Source organism: Pontibacter diazotrophicus, assembly GCF_003367245.1.
GTDB lineage: Bacteria > Bacteroidota > Bacteroidia > Cytophagales > Hymenobacteraceae > Pontibacter > Pontibacter diazotrophicus.
Genome location: NZ_QRGR01000003.1, coordinates 287,021 through 309,370, shown reverse-complemented (window position 1 = coordinate 309,370; position 22,350 = coordinate 287,021). Strand labels below are relative to the sequence as shown.

Genomic DNA, 22,350 nt, shown 5'->3' with positions numbered 1-22,350 from the left:
AGAATTTTGGTTGGTAGAAAAAAAAATGTTGCAGACAAAGCGCTACATTTAAAGGGCAGGATTTTTATAGACTTCTTAATCCCACTGTGTATGGAAGAAGCCCAGCTTATCCACCCGTTCATAGGTATGCGCTCCAAAGTAATCGCGCTGTGCCTGGATGATATTAGTAGGTAAGGTCTCTGTGCGATAAGCATCAAAATAAGACAGGGAAGCCATGAAAGCGGGTACAGGGATGCCTTTGTCAATGGCTGTTTTCACTATGGCCCGAACATCTTCCTGTCGGGACAATAAGTCATCCCCAATTTTTGAGTCCAGTAGCAGATTCGCCAGCGAAGAGTTCTGCTCATAAGCCGCACGGATATCAGTCAGGCAGGCCGCCCGTATGATACAGCCGCCCCGCCAGATTTTGGCCACATCCTGCAGTTGCAATCCATAGTTATAAGCTTCTGAAGCCATTTTCAGCTGTGCCATACCCTGCGCATAAGTAGAAATCATAGCGAAGTAAAAAGCATTGCGCATCTGGTTTAAAAATTCCTTACGGTCAGTATCCACGCTAACCTGGAGGGAATCATTTGGTAATAATCTGGCGGCTTCCACGCGTTCTTCTTTGAGCTTAGACATGTCGCGCATCAGCACAGCCATATCAATGGAAGGAACGGGTGCCTGTAAATCCATGGCATTTTGTGAAGTCCATTTTCCGGTACCTTTAGAACGGGCTACATCAGAAATGAGGTTTACCAGTGGCTGGCCTGTTACATCGTCTTTTTTCTGCAGGATTACCCCGGTGATCTCAATCAGGAAAGACTGCAGTTCCGTTTGGTTCCAGTCCTGGAAAACGGATTGTAATTCGTCATCGCTCAGACCAACGCCGCGCTTCAGCAGGTCGTATGTTTCAGCAATCAGCTGCATGATGGCGTACTCGATGCCATTGTGAACCATCTTCACATAGTTACCGGCAGAGCCGTTTCCTAAGAATGTCACACAGGGTTCACCGTTTACTTTTGCAGCCACAGCTTCAAAAATCGGGCGAAGCCTTTCGTAAGCCTCCCGGTTTCCGCCAGGCATCATGCTCGGTCCGAAACGGGCTCCTTTTTCACCACCGGAAATACCCATGCCGAAGAAGTGAATGCCTTTTGCTTCTAGCTCCACCACGCGGCGGTCAGTATCGGGGAAATACGAGTTGCCACCGTCAATCACAATATCACCGGGCTCCAGCAGGGGCAACAAAGAAGCAATAACAGCATCTACAGCTTTACCCGCTGGCACCAGCAGCATCAAAGCACGTGGCTTACGGAGCGATTGCACAAACTCTTCGGCGGAGGTGGTGCCACGTACGGGCTTTCCGGCGCCCGCTTCTGTTTCAACTGCCGCCGCTTTCTCGGGATCAAGGTCAAGCCCTATTACCGAAAAGCCATTGTCGGCGATGTTGAGCATGAGGTTTCTGCCCATAACACCAAGGCCAACCATCCCGAATTCATATTGTATGTCGTTCATAAGTAGGAATAATGTGTAGAGGTTATATGTATTTATACAGGTATAGGTTTAAAAAATAATCTGCTTATTCAAATTTCTACTTCAACCTTTCATGTATACTGCGCTTCTTTGAATAAAGTAAAGCTACAATTTATATCATACTCTTACCAACAGAACCTCGCTTGGTAGTTGTACACCCAGGTATGTTCTACCTGAGCCACTACTTTTTTGTGATTACAATTTAAAACAGCTTTTACACAGATTACACTACCTGTTGCGCCAGTGTGGCATAATGGATTGTGAAGCTGGCGGAACGGAGCTTGCCACATGATACGGTATAGACTACTACTACTACTACTACTACTACTACTACTACTACTACTACTACTACTACTACAGAAAGCGTTTAGCGGGGAAGGCAGTAGTTTGAACTTATCAGGAGAACAGGAGGAGTTGTCAGCATGAAGACCACAAAAAAAACAGGCACTGCATTCACAGTGCCTGTTTCAGGTTAATCAGTTCTAATAGGAGCGTTTGACTGGCCCCTTAAACTGAAGCAATCTACTGTTACGCCTCCGGCATGATGCGTACCACCAAACCGTCCAGCTCCGGATTTACCCGCAACTGGCAACTCAGGCGGCTGCTTTCTGTGGCATGCGGAAGCGTTTCGAGCATGTAGGCCTCATCGTCATTCATCTCAGGCAGTTCACCGCTCTGCAACACCTCCACGTGGCAGGTGGCGCAAATAGCCATGCCACCGCAAACAGCCTGCACATCAAACTCATTTGCTTTAAGCACTTCCATCACTGAAAGGCCCATATCGGTAGGAGCCTCAAGGGCGATACGCTCGCCGTTGTCCTGCTCCACATAGATGTTTATTGTATCTGTCATGCCTGTAGTTCCTGGATGCCGTTTACAGTGGTGTATTTCAGTACAAATTTCTTGCCTGGGTTCAGGATGTTGTACGCGCTCTGTGCCATCAGGGCCGCCTCATGGAAACCGCATAAAATCAGCTTCAGCTTACCTGGATAGGTGTTGATGTCGCCAATAGCGTAGACGCCTGGTATGTTAGTAGAATAATCTTCTGTATTTACCAGAATCGCATTTTTCTCCAGCTCCAGTCCCCAGTTCTCCAAAGGTCCTAACTTTGGCACCAGGCCGAACAGCGGAATAAAGTAATCTGCTTCTATTTCATGTGGCGTAGCGTTATCTATCAGCACCGTTACCTTCTCCAGGTTTTCTTCTCCGTGCACTTCTGTCACGTTAGATTTCAGCAGCAGTTTAATCTGGGCTTCCTCTGCCAGTGTCACCACTTTCTCCGCAGACTCCGGGGCTCCTCTAAAGGTAGTGCCGCGGTGCACCAGCGTCAGTTCTTTGCACAGGCCAGACAGGTAGATTGCCCAGTCGAGGGCAGAGTCGCCTCCGCCCGCCAATACAACGCGCTTGTCGCGGAAGTGCTCCGGGTCGCGCACCATATACGTTACCCCCTTGCCTTCATACTTCTCCAGGTTCTCAATAGCAGGCTTGCGCGGTTCAAAAGAACCAAGGCCACCGGCAATCACCACTACTTTACAGGCTATCTCGGTGCCATCAACAGTGCTTACTATAAAGGAGCCGTCCTCCTGTTTGTTGAGGTGCTCTACACGTTCACCCAGTGTAAAAGTTGGGTGGAAAGGTGCAATCTGCTTCTCCAGGTTTTTAATTAAGTCGCCCGCTAAAATCTCCGGGAAGCCAGGTATGTCGTATATCGGTTTTTTAGGGTATATCTCAGAGAGCTGCCCACCCACAGCAGGCAGTGCATCTACAACATGGCAGCGCATTTTCAAAAGGCCCGCCTCAAATACGGCGAACAAGCCTACCGGGCCAGCCCCTACGATGCATATATCAGTTATTATTCTGTTCATTATTTTAATTTTTGTTGCAACAAATGTTGTGGTGGCAAATTTACTATCGAAATGGCAGCTTACATAGAAAATCCATGTTTTTTAGGGTTGCTGTTGCTTTTTTATACAATTCTCAGGCATTACGCCTGTTGCCGCTCCCTTACAATTTCCTGCAGCCGCATTGCATTGAAGGCAGCATAGCCCAGTTGGTCGTTGTCGAAGTAGATGTAGACCTGCAGGCCCTGGCTTTTCCATTCCAGGCATTGCCACGCCCAGTACTGCAGGGCATCGTCGTGGTAGCTGCCGGAGTATTTTCCCTCCGGCCCGTGCAGCCGCACATACACAAAGTCTGCGGTTACCTCCTTCGGAGAATTGTGCCACTCCAGTTCATAAATACAAAAAGCAACATTAAAGTTTCGGAGCAGGTCCAATACTTCCGGTGCATACCAGCTGTGGTGCCTGAACTCGAAAGTATACTTGTAGTAGGGGGGGAGCAGGGTAAGGAAATCGCGCAGCCGATCAATGTTAACCGACCAGCCCGGAGGCAGCTGAAAAAGGATTGGCCCCAGTTTCTCTTCCAGTGCATTTGCATTGTTAAAGAACCGGGCAATGCTTTCCTGCGGGTCCTTTAGCTTTTTCATGTGGGTGATATACCTGCTCGCTTTCACAGCGAAAAGAAAATCATCGGGCACAGAAGCACGCCAGTTGGCAAAAGTTTCTGCTGAAGGCAGCTTATAAAAAGAGTTGTTGATCTCCACACTCCTGAAAAAGCGGGTATAGTAATCGGTAAACCCTTTCTGCTTTACATCCGGAGGGTAAAAAGTACCCATCCAGTGCTTGTAGTGCCAGCCTGAGGTGCCAATATGAATCTGTTGTTCCATGTGTCTGTGCCATCGCTTTGTTCAGCGTGTATACTTTTATAAGCCCGCCTTAGTTTATGTCGTCCTGTCTCTTTGGTCTCAGAAGCGTGTAAAATATAGTGTAGGGCCAGGGGCGGCAAAGGAATAAAAATAACAAGCCGGGAGTGCCCTTCGTTATAAAAGATAAGTATTTAACACCAAAAAACTGAAAGCTATGAACAGAAACGATAATAATAACAACCGCTCTTACCGCAACCATTACGCTGACTTCAACGAAGACGGGTCGCGCCGCGACAGGAGGCAGGATGATAATGACAATGACAGAAACAGCGGGTTTTTAAACCGCGAAGGAAGCCGTAACGAGGGCAACCGGGATAGAAACAGCGAATTCACCAGCAACAGGGAAAGGAATAACGAAAGCAACCGCGACAGTAACTACAGCCGCTCTACTTTTGGAGCCAGTGCACAGGGCGACTTTAGTGGGGGCACCCGCTATGGCGAGGGCGGAAGCACCTATGGTGGCGGATCTGCCTATGGCCATTCTAACTATGGTTCGTCCCGCATGCAGGGGCCACGCAACTTAGGCGGTGACAGAAACCAGTCAGAAAATGTGCGAAACGGCTACGGAAACTTTGCCGATTATAGCAACCGGAACTATGGCAGCTTCGGGGACGACCGCAACTACAATGATTATGTAAACCGCAACGGTGAATCCCGTAACCGCGGAGGCATTGAAAGGTCTGGTAACAGAGGTTCAGGTTTTGAAGATACCGGCCGGGGCAGCACCGGGTACGATAACAGCTTTAGCCAGTACAGGAATACCGGATACGGCTCTACAGGCTACAATAACCGCGACGAAGACCGTTCACGCAGTGCCTACGGCCGCGGCAACGACAGAAGCTCTTATCAGGAAGGACCGTCAGCCTACGACCGCGACTACGATCAGCGGGGCAGCAGAAGGGAAAGTGACTTTGACAGAAGCCGCTATAACCGTGACCGACGCGACCGATAAATAGAAAACACAGAAGAGAAGCCTGCATTTTATGCAGGCTTTTTTTGAGGCTCCGGGTGAACACAGTTTAAACCGAAGCCACTTCTCTTCGTTTAAAATGATTGAAATAGAATTGATTTTTTTTAACCTAAACAAATACCAAACACTATGGAAAGAAACGACAGAGACCGCTACTACAGAGGTGGCTACAATAATGAAAACAGATATGATTCCGACTATGACAACAACAGAAACAGTTATGACCGGGACAACAGATATGATGACGACCGGAACGATAGATACGACTACGATCGGAGCAACAGGTATGACCGCAACGACAGACCGGGACGTGAACTGAAGCAGGAGTTTGAAAGAGATTACAGAAGACATCGCAACGACCGCTATTCAGACAACGACCGTACCAGTGACTACCGCAACCGTGACTATGACATGGAGCGCAATTATTACGATAATACCAGAGGCAACAGGGGCGAACTCGGCGACATACGGCAGGGATATGGCATGTCCGGCTTTACAGGTACCTCCGACCGCTATGATAACATGAGCGATATGGAGCGAAACAGAAGCGCACAAAATGAGCAGGGCTACGGCAGCGGTACCATCGGTGGTTACAGCGGCTCACGCTATGGCGGCTCTAACTACAGCGCCCGTGGCGACTTTGGCGGATCGTCCGGCTATGGCTCGATGAGTGGAAGCGGCGGCGATATGGATAACTTATCTAATTCATCAGGATACGGTAGTTCCTCCTCTTCGTACTCTGATAGAGGGCAACCAGATTACACTGCACGTAATTTTGAGGACAGATATGGCGCTGGAACCGGTAGCACCTATGGTGAAAGTGCGGGAAATACCAGAGGCTACAGTGGTGGTGATACAAATCGCAACTCCTATGGCAGTTCTTATTCTGACAACGATGGCATGTACGGATCCAGAAGCGCCGGCACTTCCGGTTATAGCGGCAGATCCATCCTGGATGAAGATCGATATTCGGCCAACTCAGACCGGGGTGGCTATGTAAACAGAGATCGTAACCGGGACTATTAAATAAGCCGACACAGGTAAAAAGACTTCAGTAGAAGCTGTATCATGGTCTTCATACTTGTTCAATAAAGTATAAAGGAAAGCCTGCCCAAGGAGGGCAGGCTTTTTATTTTTGACACATTGTTCTATCTGGTGTATAAGCAGAGTCTCCAGCTATTTCGGTATAACAGAGAACACCTAACTGAAGCCATTGTTCTGATAGCTATTTCAGCGGTGGCTTAGCGGATGATGCCGCGTACTGTAGCGCTTCTTCCCGGGTAGCGGTTTGTGTAATGATATTCTCTAATCCGAGTATGGCAAAAACATTCTTTATTTTAGGCTGCAATCCGCAAAAAATAATTTGAATTTTTTTTTCTGTGCAGGCATGTAAGGAGGATAAAAGCACCCCCACACCTGCAGAGGAGATGTAGCGCAAATCCTGACAGTCGATTAGCAGATACTCAAAAGCCGCCATCACAGCCTTAGACAGTGCATCATCTGCTGCAACAGCAGTATTAGCATCCAGTTCTCCTGCAAGTCGTATCACAGCTACTTTATCTAACTGCTCAACCTTTACCAGGAAATCCTGCGCACTGTACTCTTCTGTTTTCTTTTTCATATACTACCTAAGTCATGTCTACCATAATGTCGGTTCCCTTTACTTCCTGTTCAGCCTTTAAACAACCTACTTCGGATATACCCGCTCGCTATGCCCGGAGTAAGCGTGGCGCTACACAAAAATGCAATTAAATAAATTAACTTAGCGTAATTGAAAAACCAGCCTTTGACAAATATAGCCAGTCAGAATGAGCATCATTGTAGCGGTAAATACTTAATCATGGCAGGTTTAGTACGTAAAGTGTCTGATCGAACTGGTAATGTGAATGAACATAGCTATATATTTGTTAATATTGCTAAAGCTAGATATAACCTTATTATTCGGAAAGTTCTATAGCAGACAGCATGAGCACCAGGAGTTTTCCCTGTCATGACTTTCATAACAGGGTATAAAGATGTTATATTTGTACTGCTCTTTATGCACTTTGTTTTGGGTGCCGAAGCACACTATTATTCCGACGTTTTTAGATTGCTATGATAAGATTGGTTCTCACTGATGACCACAAAATAATCAGGGAAGGCATTAGGGCATTGTTGACACAGGATAATTCCATTGAGGTTGCTGGAGAGGCTGCCAGTGGTAGGGAATTGCTGGAATTGCTTGCGCACACGCCTGTTGATATTGTCATGCTCGATATCAGCATGCCTGATTTGGACGGCTTTGAGACCATGAAGTTGTTACACAAAAACCACCCGGGCGTGAAAGTGCTGGTGCTAACGATGCTCAATGATGAGCGGTATGTGCATCAGATGCTGGAGGTTGGGGCAGCCGGTTATTTGCTGAAGGATACAAGCACAAAAGAAATGCAGGCTGCCATAAAGCTTATAGCGGGTGGCATGCAGTACATCAGTCCTGCCCTTACTTTAAACCTTCTTCAGAAGAGCAAGAGCGCCCCTCATCCTTTGTTAAGCCAGGGGATAATCAAAAAGCCATTTAAAGAACTGTCGAAGCGGGAAACGGAAATACTCCAGCTTATCTCTGAAGGCCATACAAACGCTGAAATATCCGAGGTGCTGTTTACCAGTAAACGCACGATAGAAACACACCGGCAGAACCTCCTGGAGAAGACCAAGACCAAAAATACGGCAGCCCTGATTAAGTTTGCTGTTCTGAACGGTATTATCTCCTGATAAAGAACTTTAAAGCAGCATTGCTGCCTTTAGGTCCTTTAGTAGCCTCAGGTAGCTGTTTCAAGTTGTTTTTTCGCTGCTAAACAGAGCAAAACAGCTATTCCATCCGGAGCCAGTCGAAAGCAGCTTCTAGTGAGGAGAACTGTGCAAGCTCAACAGTTACTTCATGTTCCTCCTTGATTTGCTGTACAATGTTCTCCAACCAGATATAGTTGAAAACATCTTCCGTTAGAACTCGGGCAATTCGCTGAAGGCTAGAGGACTTGAAGAGAGGCCCGATTTCCCGCTTTAGCCACTGTTGGTCTGCAAAAAGGATAGTATCCAGCAGCCGGGAATCTGTTAGCCAAAGCTCGATTTCGTGCTGGACAATACAATTCTTCAGCACCTTAACACCTTCCCTGTATTCAGCGCTGGTTACGTTACGGAGCCATTGGGAACGCAACAGCTGCTCTTCCTTATGCAAGGTTAATAAAAGAAAATCATGTGTTTCAGAGCTCATATCCACCACGTTCGCGGCTAATATACATAAAAAACTCTATATTTAAGCAAGCAGCGGCTTTGAGGCTTTCTGCTGCATTGGCACATTTTTCTGTAAAAACGCCTGGATAATACTGTTTACCGTTAAACTATACTATGGCTACTATCAAATTATACATTAAAAATATGGTCTGCGACCGCTGTAAGCGTGTCGTGGCGGAAGAGCTAAGTAACCTTGGCTATACTGTGTTACAGGTGAGCCTGGGGGAGGCAGAAATAGCTACGACAGGCAAAGAGGCTGACCTGGAGGAGATACGCACTGTGATGCGTGACAACGGTTTTGAGCTGCTGGATGACCGTAAAACAAAGCTTATAGAGCAGGTGAAACTGGCTATAATTGAACTGGTGCATCAAGGCGAAGAAGCTGAGCTGCAAGTGAACACCTCCGATTATATTGCCGGAAAACTGGGGCTTGACTATAACTACCTTAGCAACCTGTTCTCTTCTTTCGAGGGCATTACCATCGAAAAATATCTTATTCTGCAGCGCATTGAGCGCGTAAAAGAGCTACTGGTTTATAATGAACTGAGCTTAAAAGAGATTGCCTATAAACTGGGCTACAGCAGTGTGGCGCATCTCTCTAATCAGTTTAAGAAAGTAACCGGCCTTACGCCAAGCCACTTTAAGCAGGTTAAAACAGAGAAGCGAAAAACAATAGATAAGGTACAGGAGTAAAAAAACACACCCGCCAGCGGTGAAGCGAGGCAGGTGTGGGTAAAGGAATTATCTATAGACTTAGAGACGAGAAAGAATCTACTTTCTACATAGAGGAAGTTACAAGCTCTTTTTCCTTTTCAGGGACAGGTACATCCATATTGTCCAGGCTTTCGTCATGCTGGCTTAGGTCAAGGCCTTCAAATTCTTCTTCAGGTGTTACACGAAGTGTGGAAATTAAATCTGTTACTTTAAGAAGCACCCATGAACCTCCAAAGGCGAACACAGAAACACCTACTAAAGCAACCAGGTGTACTATAAACAGAGTAGTTTCTCCAAAGATAAGCCCGTTACCTGTTTCGTTGCCCGGGTTAACGGCCTGGCTCGCGAAAACACCTGTCAGTAACATACCCACCATACCACCTACACCGTGGCAGGGAAATACATCCAGTGTGTCGTCGAGGCTGGTGCGCGTGCGCCAGTCTACCACTAGGTTACTTACAACAGCGGCAATTACTCCTATGGCCAGCGAGTGCGGTATGGTTACGAAACCAGCGGCAGGCGTAATGGCCACCAGGCCCACGACAGCGCCAATGCAGGTACCCATAACTGACGGCTTGCGTCCTTTTATGGCATCAAAAAAGATCCAGGCAATGGCAGCAGCAGCGGAGGCAGTAGTAGTAGTAGCCAGGGCAACAACGGCTAGCGAGTTGGCTCCCAGGGCCGAACCGGCATTAAAGCCGAACCAGCCAAACCAGAGCAGGCCGGTACCCAGCATCACGTACGGAATATGGGCTGGCTTGTGGTTGCTGGTGTCAGTGCGTCTTTTCAGGTAAATAGCAGAGGCGAGCGCCGCCCAGCCTGCCGACATGTGCACGACGGTACCACCTGCGAAATCCAGCACGCCATAGTTAAAAAGCAAGCCGTCGGGGTGCCACGTCATGTGCGCCAGGGGCGCATAGATAAAGACGAAGAAAAGCCCGATAAATACAGTATAAGACGTAAAACGAATTCTTTCCGCAAAAGCCCCTGTGATAAGCGCTGGTGTAATGATGGCAAATTTTAGCTGGAACATAGCGAAAAGCAACAGCGGAATAGTAGGGGCTGCAGGCCACGGAGCACCATCAATAACACCCCGCATCATGAAAAAGGTGGTTGGGTCGCCGAACACACCGCCTACTGACTCTCCGAAGGCAAGACTAAACCCAAACACAATCCACAGCACCGTTACGATAGCCATGCAGATAAAACTCTGCAGCATAGTAGAAAGCACATGTTTTTTGCGTACCATACCCCCATAGAAAAAAGCCAGACCAGGGGTCATGATCAATACAAGAGCCGTGGCAGCAAGCATCCAGGCAGTGTCTGCCCCATCTATTTCTGCAGCATTTTCAATGGAGGGTACAGAAGGAAAAACCAAAGTGGCTACTACAACCAGCAGCAGCAATAGAAACGGGATTCGGGATAAATTCTGGGTCATCTGTTAAAGGTAAAAAGTCTGAAATAAGCTGATATATTTTCTTTTTAGTTGTGAATATGGGATAGCATAGCGCAAATTATTAATAAAATACTTTTAATGCAGGCTTTTAGATGAATTTATTTCAAAAATAATTCCTTTTGGTTGAATTTGTGATGAAGTAGAGATAAGATTAGGACATCCCTCTAAAGTACATGCTTGTGGAAGAGAAACATTGCTTATTTATTATAAGGTTGATTAATTATGTTAAATAAGCCCGTAGTTATTATGATTCAATAGAGATGGAGGGAAGTGCATGGCAGAAAATAAGGTAGGATGAGGTGCCGGAAATATCAGCTGTACGAGATGGTAATTAGCAGCAGTCCCACCATCACCTTAACTTCAGCTGAGCGAACTGTAAGGGTTCTGTTTAGAAATTGCTCTGCTGGAGTCAAGGGGAGTAGGGGACGTCAGGCTACAAAGTCTGATCTGCTAATGATTAGACCTATAGGTGCGTGGCACTCTTATTTTGTACGGAGCGGTATTTGTGCCAGGGAGGGTGCTTTTTACTTCTGCCGGATGAGTTCCTGCACAGCACGCTCCACCTGTTCATATACTGGTGAATGAGGAGCTACTAAGTCAAAGTGTCCGGCTTTTTTTAGCAGGATGAGTTCAGCATCGTCTCCATTTGCTTTCGCACGGATGGCGAACTCCTGGCTCTGAGTCACCGGCACAATTGGATCAAGGGCACCTTGTATCAATCTAGAGGGTACGCGCAGCGGCAATAAGGCTATGGGGGAGGCATCAGCATATCGTGCAGGCTGTTCTGCTGGCATGCCATCCATCAACTCAGGCACCGCCTCATTGCAGCTCCCTTTTTGGTGGCTATAAGAAGCCAGGTCAGGAATACCTGCCAATGAAACAACACCTGTTAACTTAAGTGGCTTTTTAGTGTAAAGCGGACTGCTTTTGGGCAGGTTGTGGCGTGCCGCCAGCCAAAGTGCCAGATGGCCACCAGCAGAATGCCCAATCACCACAACTTTTTTAGTATTCAATGGATATTCCTTTGCCAGCTCACGCACATAATCAGCTCCCTTGGCCACATCCAGGAAAGTGCCTGGCCAGCCTCCGCCAGCATCACCCACCCGCCGGAACTCAAGGTTCCAGGTGGCATAGCCCGCCTGCGTTAGCTGCTCGCTCAGGTGTGCCATATATTGCCGGTCATACGCTGAGAGCCAACACCCGCCATGCACCACCACCACCACCGGAAACGAGCCTTCTCCTTCCGGTAACCGAAGTTCCCCGAACTGCAGCGTGTCCGGACCATAAGAAATGGTTTTATCAGCAGGCGGAACAGGTAGTGCGGCTATTTCCTGCCAGGTAACCAGGTTGGGCTGTTGTTCCTGGGCAAAGAGAGGAGTAGTTGTCAAAACGGTAAGGGTTAAAATGAAGATGCTGGCTATACGTAGCATGGCGATTGTGATGAAGCAGGTCCAGCGCAAAAGTAATACTTTAAAAAATGCTTTTAATACTCATAAAAAAGCCTCAGCAAGAGATATCCTGCTGAGGCTTTCTGAGAATTAAGCTACTCCTTACTGTATAGTGGCTGTTACAGCTTTGAAAGCATTCACACGGCCATAGCCATAGTAAGGATCACGGCCTGTCTTGCCAAGGTCATCAGCGGAAGCACGCATAGCGGCTTCTACTTGCTTAGGATGCATCTTTCCACCATTCTGGCCAATGATAAGTGCTGCAACACCCGCTGCATGCGGAGAAGCCATACTGGTACCTGCTACCCAATTATAGCTGGTAGCTGTGCCGGTACTTAATATCATATCAAAAACCCATACTGGTCTTACTAAACCCGCTATCACACCATTTTCATTTCCAGGATACCTGGAATCTCCACCAGGAGCAGCAAAGGTGACATCAGGAGTACCATAGTTCGTATAAGAAGCCACACCGTCAAGGTCAGCACCTAAGAGATTTGCAGCCCAACCCGATGGCGCAGTAGAGGATATAGAAATTACGTTAGGCATACCGGCAGGTATACTGATACCAGACTTATCACTATTACCATCAATTGCGCTGTTACCAGCAGAAGATATGATAGTTACCCCTTGTTGGGTAGCATAATTTGTTACTCTTGTAATAGCAACAAGCAGCTCTTGTGTTGCCTTCGTATCATTGATTACATTGCCATTTTCATCCAGGTATTTACCGTTACGTGGCAGGTAAGCTCCTAAACTCATGTTGATAACATCTGCCTCCTGCTCTACAGCATGCATGATACCCTCCATCATCCATCCGAAAGAACCTGACCCAGAGTCGCCCAGCACCTTTAGTAGTATAAGGCTTGCTTCTGGAGCAATACCAATCACTCCTAAGTTATTATCAGCTGCTGCAATTGTGCCTGCTACGTGTGTTCCATGGCTAAAACCTGTACCTACAGGTCGTACTGTTTCGCCTGGCACAAATGACTTGCTATAGATAATGTTATCTTTCAGATCCGGGTGATCCAGGTGAAACCCACTATCTAAAACAGCTACTTTAACACCCTTGCCACGTGCACCTGTATTCCAGGCAGCTGGTGCCTGAATAGCGGTAGCTCCCCATTGAAACGCAAAGAAAGGATTGCTATCGCCGGTGCTTGCAGGGTTAATATTTGTTGCATCGACTTCTGCTGTTTTGAAGCTTTCAGGATTGTACCATTGAATCTCCACATCTCTTATTACAGAGCTTACTCCTTTTATTTTGCGAGCTTTTTCCGCGAAATCAGCATCAGTTGAAGAAACAGTGGCAATACCCACTTTTTTCATCTGTCCCGTAATTTTCCCATTAAGAGACTTTATCTGTCCCTCTAAGTCAGCAGGAAGACTACTTGAAGACGAGATAATGATGTAATCATTTGACTTGAACCTAACTGAAGAATTTTCTGACCCATCCAATAAAGCACTTGTAGCTTCGGCATTCATTGTTGTAGTGGGTGTAATCTGCTCTTGATCAGGAGTACAGCCAAAGGCTAAAGCTGCTGCAAGAACTGGATAGGTTATTTTTTTGGTAAGATTTGTTAACATAAAATGATTTTGTTTTTTGGTGAAAGTGAAATATAATTAAATAAAGAATGTAATTAATAATATTGTGTTGCTGTATATGGTACTTTGTTATAACACTAAAGATAGTAATTCCTAAAGGTTAAAGCCTAGACTTAAGTTCATGATATTTTTTAAAAATGTAAAAGATGATTATTTCAATGTTAATGAATGAGATTCATTAGTTAATGGAGGTGCAATAGTTGATTTATGATGTAATTTAGTTTTGGTGTCTGTGTAAAATTGCACTTAAAATCAACTGAACTATGATAGTAACACTTTGATATACAATATGTTGTGTCTGATTCTTTGTTGTTTTTCTTATATGTTACTATTGTCTCGGATTTTCACAGGGAAGTATGGGCGGGATGAAAATTATTTTTTGATGCAGGGATAGGTCTAGTGTAGGTATAGGCACTGTTTTAGCTCGGCACCAGGCCCATGAAAGTTAATTTCTTGTTTCTGTTCGTGTTTTATGTTGGTTCTGAGTTTACCTGAAAAAGAAGAAGCCTGCCGGAACAATCCGGCAGGCTTCTTCTTTTTCAGGTAAACTGTTTATTAAGCTGCGGCTACCTTTTTTACTTTCGAACCCATAAAGCCATAGTACATGATATACGCATAGCAGGCCAGCGGTACCAGGAAGGAAAGCTGCAGGCTACCAGAGGCGTCGGCTACCCAGCCTTGCAGCGGAGGTATAATGGCACCACCCACAATAGCCATCACCAGCAGTGAAGAAGCCTGGCTGGTATGTACGCCTAAGCCTTCTATCGCCAGAGTAAAGATGGTTGGGAACATGATGGAGTTGAATAAGCCAATGGCAATAACAGACCACATTGCCACCGATCCTGTAGCAAAGCTAGTAAGGAGAAGCAACACGATAACAGTGGCTGCAAAGAAGCCGAGTGTTCTGCCGGGCAGAAAGCTGCCTAGTAGTAACACCACAAAGTTTAGCGCAATCAATCCCAGGGCGATGAGGGCTTCATCTATACCGTAAATGCTGTAAAGCAAGACAAAGGTAACAGCACTGATAAGGCCCATGATCATGTACTTGTAACTGTTGTTTTTAAACTGCGCCAATGCCACAGCACCGAAGAAGCGGCCGATCATGGCACCACCCCAGTAAAAGGCAAGGTAATGGCCCGCCGCTGTTTCCTCTAAGCCGGCAATTTCAGGAAGCCTGAAAAAATTGATAAGCGTACTGCCTATGGCAACTTCGCCACCCACATACATAAAGATGCAGATAATACCCAGCACAAGGTGCCTGTACTTTAAGGCGCCAGCGTTAGGGGCCATCTGCTCTTCTTCCTCGCTCTGTACGCGTGGCAGGTTGGCCACCTTTATCAGCACGGCAATGGCAAGCAGCGTGGCAGCCAGGCCGAGGTACGGAAGCTGCACAGTATCAGCACTGCCGGTGTTTTGTACAGCATCTACGCCTTCAAAAATAAGGTAACCACCAATGATAGGAGCCACAGTAGTGCCCATAGAGTTCAGCGCCTGTGTCATATTCATGCGGCTGGCTGCACCTTCGGGCGGGCCAAGAATGGCCACATAAGGGTTGGCAGCTATCTGCAGAATCGTAATGCCAGAGGCAAGTATAAAAAGTGCCAGCAGGAAAAAGGCATAGCTCAACATGCTGGCAGCCGGATAAAACAAGGCACAGCCTACAGCTGCTACTATCAGCCCCACTATAATACCGTTCTTATAGCCAATTCGCTGGATAGGGTCGCCTTTTGTAACGGAGAAAATGAAATATAAAAGCGACACAATGAAGTACGCCCCAAAGAACGCTGTTTGTATGAGCATTGCCTGCCAGAGCTGCAGCGTAAACACCTGCTGCAGCTTTGGTATGAGGATGTCGTTCATACAGGTGATAAAGCCCCACATAAAAAACAAGAGAGTCACAATAACCAAAGGACCATGGTAATTGCGCGATGGCGCTGCGGTGTACTCTTTCTGTGCTTGTTGTGAAATTCCGGCCATAAAGTAAAATGTTGCTGTTAAAGTAAAATGTTTGTTCTGATTTCCGGCTGAGTTAAAGGGAATGCCTCATAACGCTACACCCTGTAAAGCAGGTACTTTTTCCGTATCGGTGTGCAGGTGGCATCACAGCCGGTAAAACAGCTGCGGGTAAAGTCTGGATTCAGGTGGAGCAGGTGCAAGGCTTTCTCTGGTATCATGCTTCTCATAAAGGTATTGCATCAGGAAATATCAGATTCGGGTGTTCAAGTTAGAATGATTTATTTACAATTACCAACGCCTTTCCCTGAAGCCGGAGAATAAAATTTCACCTCCTACAGCACATATTCAGGTGTTGATGTCGGTCAGGCCTCCGGCATGCAGGAACATTACAACCCGGAATATCCGTAAGAAAAGGAAAATCATGCAACATGCGTAGAATAAACTTATGGCTTGAAGAGAATACCGGCCTGACAGCAGAATTTTATCACGACCTTTTTTATACGGTGGGAGTCGTACTGGTGCTGTGGTTGCTCAGCAGAATGCTGTTGTGGGCCATCTTCCGGCGCGAGAATGATTTGCGCAAACAGTACCAGTGGCGGAGGTTTACAAACTATGCTGTCACTGGCTTAAGCATTCTGCTGCTCTCGAACATCTGGTTCAACGGATTCGAGTCTATTGCTACTTTCTTAGGGCTTTTATCGGCGGGACTGGTGCTGGCCCTGCGTGAGCCGCTGCTAAGCATGACCGGCTGGCTTTACATCCTCTGGAAGCGTCCTTTTCGGATCGGGGATCGCGTACAGGTGGGGGACACCATCGGAGATGTCATCGATATTCAGCTGTTTCAGTTTACCCTGAACGAGATCAGAGGCTGGGTAGACGCCGACCAGGCGACAGGCCGGGTGGTCAATGTGCCAAACGCAAGACTGTTCACGGTATCGCAGGCCAACTACAACTACGGGTTTCCTTTTGTGTGGCACGAGATTCCGGTGTGCATTACGTTTGAGAGCAATTGGCAGAAGGCAAAGAGTATTCTGGAGGAAGTGACTGGAAGGCACGCGGAGCAGCTTAGTGAAGCGGCAGTGCAACAGGTAAAGCGGCAGTCGCAGCGGCATCTCATTTTTTACGAGGACCTGCAGCCGAAGCTTTTTACGACTGTTCGTGAAAATGGCATTCAACTGACGATGCGTTACCTGTGTGGCATCATGCGCCGCCGCCAAAGTTCTCACCTCATCTGGGAAGAGGTGCTGACACAGTTCCTGGCCGCCCCGGATATACAGTTCGCTTACCCGACTACCCGCTTTTATCAGGGCCCAGCGGGACAGGGCGCAGAGCCGCCTTCGGAGGCTATATAAGTTTCCCCGTCGAACACTTTATCTGGTTTCAGGAGGATAAATGGGGCATGGGCATGAAAAAGCTAAGTTCAGTATCTCTATACTATAAATAGGTAGTGGAAATATAATGTTCTAAAAATTGTTGACATAGTTACCTGAACAAGGGCTCGTACACACCCTTACATCAATACAATACCAAAGCTGATTCCTCTCGGCAAGGTTGTTAATGCTGTGGATAATCCGGACTAAAATGGATGTAATAGGGTATGGAATTAAGCAAGCCTGGAAGCCACTGCCGAAGGTAGCATGGCAGCCTCTTTTGTAAGAGTAATACGTAACAGGTTGTCGATGCCCAATGCCTCAAAAAGTTCTTTTACCTGGGGCTGTAAGCCGAACAATGTCAGCAAGGTGTGCTTTTCAAGAGAGAGGTGGTATACAGAAAGAATGACACCTATACCCGCCGAAGAAATATAGGAGAGCTGGCTGCAGTCTAAAATTAAATTTCCCGCACCGGATAAAACCATGCTTTCCATAATATTGATTGCCATGAGAGACGAACTGGCATCGAGTTCACCTTTTATACTTAAGATAATGCCATTCTCAACAGGCATAAAATCAGTAGTAAAATGGTGCTTGGAATTGTTCATAGAAGACTATGTATGTTGTTTACAGTATTGATAAGCTTCTTTTAAGCTCAGAACAATATGTAATACGGAATCCAATCCAGTTTTGTCTATAATTTCCTGTGTTTTTGTATTAACGTGATAAAATAATAGATTTATTCCGGTTGCCTCTGCGTGTGTGGTTTGGGAAAGCACTATGCGCAAAGCTTCCGTTGTAACAGATGTAATGCGTTCGCAATCTACCAGCACATGCCGGATGTGCTGGTCCTTTGCATCTGCAATCACCTGCCTAAGTTGGCGACAGTCATCACCATTGAAACAACCGATTGCTGTTATGAAATGACAATCCTGCACCTGCTGCACTATTACTGCCATGGTGTAGCCCTTTGCTTTAATGGTGAAAATAGATTTCAGTTAAATAAAAACCGCTGATCTGCTTAATTGAATACAGCAGCACTTCTAACGGTATTGGGGAGAAAAATAGAAAGCAGTAAAAATCGCTGTTTAAGTAGGTTAATCAGCTATATCCTCTGGCCGGAATTCTGCTATTTTGCTATAAGTGAATGGTAGGGGTGCCTCAGGCACCCATCTTCAGCACCCCTCCATCAACATTAAACAAATAAATAACTGGTAGCAAACAAAAGCACTTAACTCCTAAAGAGGAGGATAACCAACCAAATCCACTCTATCTATTGTTTGCGACCAACACCTGAATTTACGAACGCTAAACTTTGTAGCTGCTTTTTTAGGTGAAATTGGGTGTTAATACACCTTAAATACCAGTTAGATACAGCTAAATAAGTATTAATGCTGATGCAAAGGTGCACCGCATCAGGAGCAGTGGAGGAAGAGCTTTTGTAGATTTGTAAACGCTTAACAGGAGCAGGAGTGGTTTACAGGTATATAATACAGGAGCATATAAGTAAGTCTGCCAGGCTCCGTATTTTAGAGTAAAATGCCCGGATAAACACGCAATCGTTCGGGAGGGGCACACTTTAATGGCAGAAAGGGCGTACTACTAAACAAAGGTTAAAGCAAAACAGAAGAACAGCTGAAAGAACCCTGTTAACTGTCGAAAACCTGTTAAATTGAAATGCAAGGCTAAAGGTTTGCCATACCCGTTTGGGTGCTGAGGGTGGCTTCCTTTAGCCTTTGCTTTTTTACATGCCTTGTTAAGAGGTCGCTTTTGCCGCCCTTACATAAAAGTTTCGGTCTACCTCCAGTTTAGTTTTTTTAGGCGCGCCTTCCAGTTCCTGCCAACTGGTAGTCGGCTCCAGCCATTGCGCTTTTCCGTTTACATGCACCTTCACAGGCATATTAAAATCCGCTACACTATTGTTCCAGCGGTACATCAGCCTGTTCCCTTCCATGCGGTACTGAAATTCAGGAACGCGCACATCGCGGAGATATTGGTCAAAGAATGGACGAAGGTCCCGGCCCGTCTGCTCACTCAGGTAATTCTCTACCTGGGCAGTGGTGACTGTTTGGTGGTAAAATTCCTTGTTGAGTCCGCGTAGAATGCCCCGCCATTTTTCGTCATCGTTCACGATCTGGCGCAGGGTGTGCAGCATGTTAGCTCCCTTCGGGTACATATCTCCGGAACCCGTCTGGTTCACACCGTACGTTCCTATAATGGGGCGGTCATTCTGAATAAGATCGCGCTGCCCGATGACGTATGCAGCGGCAGCTTCTTTACCGTAGTGATAGTCCAGGAAAAGGTTTTCTGAATAGGTGGTAAAGCTTTCGTGTATCCACATATCGGCGTAATCCTGGTACGTAATGTTGTTGGCGAACCACTCATGCCCGGACTCGTGTATGATGATATAATCAAACTTTTTACCCCATCCGGTGCCGCTCAAGTCGCGGCCCAGGTAACCGTTCTGGTAATTGTTGCCATACGTGATAGAACTCTGGTGCTCCATGCCGAGGTAAGGAGCTTCTACCAACTTATAGCTGTCTTCATAAAAAGGGTAGGGGCCAAACCAGTGCTCAAAGGCTTCCAGCATACGCGGCACGTCTTTGAACTGTGCTTTTGCTTTTTTAAGGTTGCCGCGCAGTACATAGTAATCGAGGTCTAGCTCCCCTTTTTCGCCCTGGTACTTCTCTGAAAAGTGAACGTAATCAGCAATGTTCACATTCACGCCATAGTTGTTGATGGGGTTGCTCACAAACCAGTGAAAGGTGCTGGTGCCATCAGAATGCTGTTCTACTTTGCGTAGGCGCCCATTTGATACGTCTGTCAGGCCTTTGGGCACTTTTACGCTAATCAGCATGCTGTCGGGCTCATCATACATATGGTCCTTTACAGGCCACCACAGGCTAGCTCCGTCGCCTTGGTTAGAGTTTGCCACAAAAGGTCTCCCGTTCGAGTCATACCGCCAGGTGAGGCCGCCACTCCACGGCGGGTTTTCGCTTACCTGGGGCTTTCCTCCATAGTGCACATCCACACTGTTCACGCTGCCGGGCTCCTGCTGTTCTACCAGTTGTACGAACCAGGCGTTGCCATCCCGCTCCAACTGCAGTTCTTTCCCGTTCTGTACTACCTTCTGTATGCGCATAGGAGGCTGCAGGTCTATTTGCATCCGCTGATGTGGCTCCACTACTTTGTACTGTATCGTGTTCACGCCCCGGATGGTGCTGTCAGCAGGGTTTACCTCAATGTCCAGATGATAGTAAGTCAGGTCCCACCAGGCGCGCTCAGGCGTAATGCTTCCACGCAGTGTGTCCTGGCGTGTGAATTCCGGAGACTGTGCCTGTACCTGTACAGCGCCAAAGCATAAGCCTACTCCCAATAGCAGGCGGGTGAGTGTAGTTGTTGCTGAGTTTTTCTTCATTAGATAAAATGTGCAGCCGGTAAGGCCGAATAAAGGTTCTCCTGTGGCAGGGTGAATAGAAGCTAATGTAAGATTTTGCAAGGTTTATGCCAAATGTGGCTGTCGCAGGAGAGCATTTGAATCTTTGAACGGAAGAAAAAAAAATATATTATCTAAAATTATAATATGAATATTTTAACTACATTCAATCATTAAAGGTTGACAAGGCATTTTCAGATTTCATCAATTGCACATTATGGGTTGTAACATTCAAATAGCTCTAACATGAGAAAATATCTATACTTCATTTTGTGCCTGTCACTGTTGAGTTTCGGCTGTGATAAAAAAGAAGTTCTCCCCACCGCTTCTTTTACTTACGACGGTGAGAGTAATTCAACATTAAAAGTGGGAACAAATGATGAGCGTATGCTGATCAACCATTCTCAAAATGGCCAATCGTATTTATGGGACTTCGGGGATGGTAGAACTTCAGAAGAAAAAGATGTGGTTTTATTTTATCCAAAATCCGGCACTTATGAAGTAAAGCTAACGGTCACTAGTATTGATGGTGTCAAATCTGAGTCAAGAAAACAGGTGGTCGTTTTGGACAGGGTCCTGAAAAAGATCATCATTGAACAAATTCAATGGATCACACACAAGCAGGAGGGGTTATCCTTCAGGTGGCCAACTACTTCACAGGCAGATGTGTTTTTTCAAATTCAACAATATACAAACGCAGAGATGGAACCATTGGGGATCTATCCTTCTTGTCCTGTCATTTATACTTCTCCTGTCATAAAAGATGTCAACCAACTTACTTATGATCCGATAGAGATTCCTGTTGAAGAAAAAATCATCATAGGGAAAATCAGAAACTCCAATTATGGCTATTACGCTATTCCAGAGAATCTAAATCAGGTGTACTTGTATAGCCTGATGGCAAAAGATAAAGCTGGAGATACGTTCAGTCTATATCATAATGGGGGCGGCGGAAACGCAATAAGAATTGAAAAAGAAGACATTGAGCAGAACATCTATATTGTTGACTTTAGCCAATTAAGCAGAATCAGATTAGTGTGCGAATATGAGTAGCCACAGCAAGATCTTTTAATGGTATAATAGAGAATAACTGATTTAGGCTTCCCCTTTTTCTCCTTCGTATACTTATCCTGACAAGGCTAGTAGAAAAGCAGATTTGTCAGGGTTTATAATGGTTGTGCATCAAACTTAAAGCATTACAAAACACTCCTGCTGAACATAAGTCATCCCGAACTTCCTAACTTATGACAGGCTAGGATGTTCGGGATGATGCATTTTGCCTTATTTATTCCGGTTGCACTAAATCCCTGTAATCCGGGTGGCGCTTGATGTATGCGCCAACCACCGGGCAGGAAGGAATTACCTGGTAATTCTGCGAACGGGCATAATCCAGCCCCGATTGCACAAGTTTATCTGCATGGCCCTTGCCCCGGCTGCCTTCCGGCACAAAGGTGTGGTCAAAGTCCATAACACCGCTTTCAGGGTAGGTATAGGTGAGTTCTGCTTCGTCTCCTTCAATGACTGCGTAAAAGCGCAGATCTTCCTCGTCGTGAATGATATTCAATTCCATTGTTTCTTCAGGTTTAAATATCCCGTTTATACGGGGCTGGCAGTGTGGCGTTTTTTTTTCCGCTGTCGAGGTATCCATTCCCCGCTTATGCATGGCACTTCGTAGATTTCAGCTACTAAATCAGCCAGTTCTTCGCTTATCAATAAAAAAATTGGAGCTAGAGGGATATTATAAGCTACAGCAGGCTATTCCATTTAATAGAATAATGTTTTTTGATGACTTTTCTGCAGGTAATCCGGTTGCGTTTGTGTAGCAGAGGCCGGACAGAGAGGTTGAAAA

General features: G+C 46.3%; 21 protein-coding genes. 6 read left to right on the top strand and 15 right to left on the bottom strand.

Annotated elements, in window-relative coordinates; all coding sequences use genetic code 11:
• Window positions 1–75: 75 nt before the first annotated feature.
• From gndA to DXT99_RS03360, 4 genes are all read right to left on the bottom strand, one after another.
• Window positions 76–1,494: an NADP-dependent phosphogluconate dehydrogenase gene (gene gndA / locus DXT99_RS03375; protein WP_115564108.1), complete on the bottom strand. Its 1,419-nt coding sequence runs from the start codon at window positions 1,492–1,494 to the stop codon at window positions 76–78.
• 546 nt (window positions 1,495–2,040) lie between these two features.
• Window positions 2,041–2,364 (bottom strand): 2Fe-2S iron-sulfur cluster-binding protein, encoded by a 324-nt coding sequence (locus DXT99_RS03370; protein ID WP_115564107.1) that lies wholly within the window; start codon window positions 2,362–2,364, stop codon window positions 2,041–2,043.
• Window positions 2,361–3,377 (bottom strand): NAD(P)/FAD-dependent oxidoreductase, encoded by a 1,017-nt coding sequence (locus DXT99_RS03365; protein ID WP_115564106.1) that lies wholly within the window; start codon window positions 3,375–3,377, stop codon window positions 2,361–2,363. The genes DXT99_RS03370 and DXT99_RS03365 overlap by 4 nt, the downstream gene beginning before the upstream one ends.
• Window positions 3,378–3,496: 119 nt before the next feature.
• Window positions 3,497–4,237, bottom strand: coding sequence for a DUF72 domain-containing protein (locus tag DXT99_RS03360; protein ID WP_115564105.1), 741 nt, complete (start codon window positions 4,235–4,237; stop codon window positions 3,497–3,499).
• A gap of 193 nt (window positions 4,238–4,430) precedes the next feature.
• Between DXT99_RS03360 and DXT99_RS03355 the strand changes: the two genes are divergently transcribed.
• On the top strand, window positions 4,431–5,228 hold the full coding sequence (locus DXT99_RS03355; RefSeq protein WP_115564104.1) for a hypothetical protein: 798 nt from the start codon (window positions 4,431–4,433) through the stop codon (window positions 5,226–5,228).
• Between the two features lie 147 nt (window positions 5,229–5,375).
• Window positions 5,376–6,272 (top strand): hypothetical protein, encoded by an 897-nt coding sequence (locus DXT99_RS03350; protein WP_115564103.1) that lies wholly within the window; start codon window positions 5,376–5,378, stop codon window positions 6,270–6,272.
• A 199-nt stretch (window positions 6,273–6,471) separates the two neighbouring features.
• Here DXT99_RS03350 and DXT99_RS03345 read toward each other — a convergent pair whose 3' ends face one another.
• Window positions 6,472–6,867, bottom strand: coding sequence for an STAS domain-containing protein (locus DXT99_RS03345; RefSeq protein WP_115564102.1), 396 nt, complete (start codon window positions 6,865–6,867; stop codon window positions 6,472–6,474).
• 473 nt (window positions 6,868–7,340) lie between these two features.
• On the opposite strand from DXT99_RS03345, the gene DXT99_RS03340 reads away from it, so the two are divergent.
• Window positions 7,341–7,997, top strand: a complete 657-nt coding sequence (locus tag DXT99_RS03340) for a response regulator (RefSeq protein WP_115564101.1) — start codon at window positions 7,341–7,343, stop codon at window positions 7,995–7,997.
• Window positions 7,998–8,094: 97 nt separating this feature from the next.
• On the opposite strand, the gene DXT99_RS03335 is transcribed toward DXT99_RS03340, so the two are convergent.
• Complete coding sequence (locus tag DXT99_RS03335; protein ID WP_147294164.1) at window positions 8,095–8,460, bottom strand: hypothetical protein; 366 nt, start codon at window positions 8,458–8,460, stop codon at window positions 8,095–8,097.
• A gap of 170 nt (window positions 8,461–8,630) precedes the next feature.
• Here DXT99_RS03335 and DXT99_RS03330 point away from each other — a divergent pair, with 170 nt between their 5' ends.
• A complete protein-coding gene (locus DXT99_RS03330; RefSeq protein ID WP_115564099.1) occupies window positions 8,631–9,209 on the top strand; it encodes an AraC family transcriptional regulator in 579 nt (192 codons plus the stop codon).
• 85 nt (window positions 9,210–9,294) lie between these two features.
• Here the strand turns inward: DXT99_RS03330 and DXT99_RS03325 are convergent, their stop codons facing one another.
• From DXT99_RS03325 to DXT99_RS27685, 5 genes are all read right to left on the bottom strand, one after another.
• Window positions 9,295–10,668 (bottom strand): ammonium transporter, encoded by a 1,374-nt coding sequence (locus tag DXT99_RS03325; protein ID WP_115564098.1) that lies wholly within the window; start codon window positions 10,666–10,668, stop codon window positions 9,295–9,297.
• A gap of 542 nt (window positions 10,669–11,210) precedes the next feature.
• Entirely contained in the window at window positions 11,211–12,116 is a 906-nt protein-coding gene (locus tag DXT99_RS03320; protein ID WP_115564097.1) for an alpha/beta hydrolase family protein, read from the bottom strand.
• Window positions 12,117–12,236: 120 nt separating this feature from the next.
• The gene (locus DXT99_RS03315; RefSeq protein ID WP_246000427.1) at window positions 12,237–13,619 is read right to left on the bottom strand and encodes a S8 family peptidase; all 1,383 of its coding nucleotides are present in this window, start codon (window positions 13,617–13,619) and stop codon (window positions 12,237–12,239) included.
• Window positions 13,620–14,294: 675 nt separating this feature from the next.
• Complete coding sequence (locus DXT99_RS03310) at window positions 14,295–15,716, bottom strand: sugar MFS transporter (protein ID WP_115564095.1); 1,422 nt, start codon at window positions 15,714–15,716, stop codon at window positions 14,295–14,297.
• A gap of 74 nt (window positions 15,717–15,790) precedes the next feature.
• Entirely contained in the window at window positions 15,791–15,913 is a 123-nt protein-coding gene (locus DXT99_RS27685) for a hypothetical protein (RefSeq protein WP_262511351.1), read from the bottom strand.
• Window positions 15,914–16,123: 210 nt separating this feature from the next.
• Here DXT99_RS27685 and DXT99_RS03305 point away from each other — a divergent pair, with 210 nt between their 5' ends.
• A complete protein-coding gene (locus DXT99_RS03305) occupies window positions 16,124–17,047 on the top strand; it encodes a mechanosensitive ion channel family protein (protein ID WP_115564094.1) in 924 nt (307 codons plus the stop codon).
• 251 nt (window positions 17,048–17,298) lie between these two features.
• On the opposite strand, the gene DXT99_RS03300 is transcribed toward DXT99_RS03305, so the two are convergent.
• From DXT99_RS03300 to DXT99_RS03290, 3 genes are all read right to left on the bottom strand, one after another.
• Window positions 17,299–17,673, bottom strand: a complete 375-nt coding sequence (locus DXT99_RS03300; protein ID WP_115564093.1) for an STAS domain-containing protein — start codon at window positions 17,671–17,673, stop codon at window positions 17,299–17,301.
• Between the two features lie 6 nt (window positions 17,674–17,679).
• Window positions 17,680–18,024, bottom strand: a complete 345-nt coding sequence (locus DXT99_RS03295; protein ID WP_115564092.1) for an STAS domain-containing protein — start codon at window positions 18,022–18,024, stop codon at window positions 17,680–17,682.
• Between the two features lie 797 nt (window positions 18,025–18,821).
• The gene (locus DXT99_RS03290; protein WP_115564091.1) at window positions 18,822–20,483 is read right to left on the bottom strand and encodes a M1 family metallopeptidase; all 1,662 of its coding nucleotides are present in this window, start codon (window positions 20,481–20,483) and stop codon (window positions 18,822–18,824) included.
• Window positions 20,484–20,747: 264 nt separating this feature from the next.
• Between DXT99_RS03290 and DXT99_RS27680 the strand changes: the two genes are divergently transcribed.
• Entirely contained in the window at window positions 20,748–21,554 is an 807-nt protein-coding gene (locus DXT99_RS27680; RefSeq protein WP_115564090.1) for a PKD domain-containing protein, read from the top strand.
• 232 nt (window positions 21,555–21,786) lie between these two features.
• Here DXT99_RS27680 and DXT99_RS03280 read toward each other — a convergent pair whose 3' ends face one another.
• Complete coding sequence (locus DXT99_RS03280; protein ID WP_246000426.1) at window positions 21,787–22,071, bottom strand: GNAT family N-acetyltransferase; 285 nt, start codon at window positions 22,069–22,071, stop codon at window positions 21,787–21,789.
• Window positions 22,072–22,350 lie beyond the last annotated feature (279 nt).

Coding starts and splice junctions, on each gene's coding strand:
- DXT99_RS27685 (WP_262511351.1), bottom strand. CDS start 15,913: ATGATACCAGAGAAAGCCTTGCACCTGCTCCACCTGAATCCAGACTTT.
- DXT99_RS03280 (WP_246000426.1), bottom strand. CDS start 22,071: ATGGAATTGAATATCATTCACGACGAGGAAGATCTGCGCTTTTACGCA.
- DXT99_RS03360 (WP_115564105.1), bottom strand. CDS start 4,237: ATGGAACAACAGATTCATATTGGCACCTCAGGCTGGCACTACAAGCAC.
- DXT99_RS27680 (WP_115564090.1), top strand. CDS start 20,748: ATGAGAAAATATCTATACTTCATTTTGTGCCTGTCACTGTTGAGTTTC.
- DXT99_RS03350 (WP_115564103.1), top strand. CDS start 5,376: ATGGAAAGAAACGACAGAGACCGCTACTACAGAGGTGGCTACAATAAT.
- DXT99_RS03305 (WP_115564094.1), top strand. CDS start 16,124: ATGCGTAGAATAAACTTATGGCTTGAAGAGAATACCGGCCTGACAGCA.
- gndA (WP_115564108.1), bottom strand. CDS start 1,494: ATGAACGACATACAATATGAATTCGGGATGGTTGGCCTTGGTGTTATG.
- DXT99_RS03365 (WP_115564106.1), bottom strand. CDS start 3,377: ATGAACAGAATAATAACTGATATATGCATCGTAGGGGCTGGCCCGGTA.
- DXT99_RS03325 (WP_115564098.1), bottom strand. CDS start 10,668: ATGACCCAGAATTTATCCCGAATCCCGTTTCTATTGCTGCTGCTGGTT.
- DXT99_RS03300 (WP_115564093.1), bottom strand. CDS start 17,673: ATGAACAATTCCAAGCACCATTTTACTACTGATTTTATGCCTGTTGAG.
- DXT99_RS03355 (WP_115564104.1), top strand. CDS start 4,431: ATGAACAGAAACGATAATAATAACAACCGCTCTTACCGCAACCATTAC.
- DXT99_RS03370 (WP_115564107.1), bottom strand. CDS start 2,364: ATGACAGATACAATAAACATCTATGTGGAGCAGGACAACGGCGAGCGT.
- DXT99_RS03330 (WP_115564099.1), top strand. CDS start 8,631: ATGGCTACTATCAAATTATACATTAAAAATATGGTCTGCGACCGCTGT.
- DXT99_RS03320 (WP_115564097.1), bottom strand. CDS start 12,116: ATGCTACGTATAGCCAGCATCTTCATTTTAACCCTTACCGTTTTGACA.
- DXT99_RS03295 (WP_115564092.1), bottom strand. CDS start 18,024: ATGGCAGTAATAGTGCAGCAGGTGCAGGATTGTCATTTCATAACAGCA.
- DXT99_RS03290 (WP_115564091.1), bottom strand. CDS start 20,483: ATGAAGAAAAACTCAGCAACAACTACACTCACCCGCCTGCTATTGGGA.
- DXT99_RS03345 (WP_115564102.1), bottom strand. CDS start 6,867: ATGAAAAAGAAAACAGAAGAGTACAGTGCGCAGGATTTCCTGGTAAAG.
- DXT99_RS03315 (WP_246000427.1), bottom strand. CDS start 13,619: ATGAATGCCGAAGCTACAAGTGCTTTATTGGATGGGTCAGAAAATTCT.
- DXT99_RS03310 (WP_115564095.1), bottom strand. CDS start 15,716: ATGGCCGGAATTTCACAACAAGCACAGAAAGAGTACACCGCAGCGCCA.
- DXT99_RS03340 (WP_115564101.1), top strand. CDS start 7,341: ATGATAAGATTGGTTCTCACTGATGACCACAAAATAATCAGGGAAGGC.